Below are 759 nucleotides of genomic sequence, written 5' to 3'. Positions count from 1 at the left end.
GCCGGTGAAGTTGGCCGATCCCGTGTAGCTCAGGTTCTCGACATTGATCAGTGCAGCGATCGAGTAGGCTGCAAGCGCCGTCTGGACCGTGTCTGTCCCCTCGTTCGCATTCTCGATCACAAGGTCGGTCGCAATATCGACGACATAAATGTCGTCACCCGTCCCGCCTGACATCGTGTCGGAACCAGCACCGCCAATCAATGTGTCGTTGCCGCCAGCGCCAGTGAGCTTGTCGGCAACGACACCGCCCTTGATGATGTTGTCGAGCGCATTGCCCGTGCCGGTAAACGCGGCCGTACCGCCATAGGTGAGGTTCTCGATATTGACCCCCAGCGTATAGGCGGTCAGATTCGTCTGCACCGTGTCGATACCCTCATCGGCATTCTCGATGACGATGTCACCGGTGGAGATAACATAGGTGTCGTCGCCCGTGCCGCCATTTAGCGTGTCGACCCCGGCCCCTCCAGTCAGGACATTGTTCAGCGCGTTGCCCGTGCCGGCAAAGGCTGCCGTTCCGATATAGGCGAGGTTCTCGACATTGACGCCAAGCGTATAGCTTGCCAGCGTCGTGCGAACCGTGTCGGTTCCCGCGGCGGCGTTCTCGGCAACGCTGTCACCGGCATTGTCGACGATATAGGTGTCGTCGCCCGCCCCGCCGATCATCGTGTCGGCGCCTGCCCCGCCATTCAGCGTGTCATTGCCGGAGCCGCCGGAAAGTGTATCAGCGGCAGCCGCCCCTGTGATTACATTGTCGAGATC

Annotated in this window: 1 protein-coding gene; it reads right to left on the bottom strand. The window is 60.6% G+C overall.

Features of this window, described 5'->3' with window-relative positions; all coding sequences use genetic code 11:
- The coding region (locus tag V8P77_RS34715) for a calcium-binding protein (RefSeq protein ID WP_335916765.1) at nucleotides 1-759 on the bottom strand (759 nt) is incomplete at both ends.

This window comes from Rhizobium aouanii (genome assembly GCF_037002925.1).
Classification (GTDB): domain Bacteria; phylum Pseudomonadota; class Alphaproteobacteria; order Rhizobiales; family Rhizobiaceae; genus Rhizobium; species Rhizobium aouanii.
This window is presented reverse-complemented; position numbering and strand designations above follow the sequence as displayed.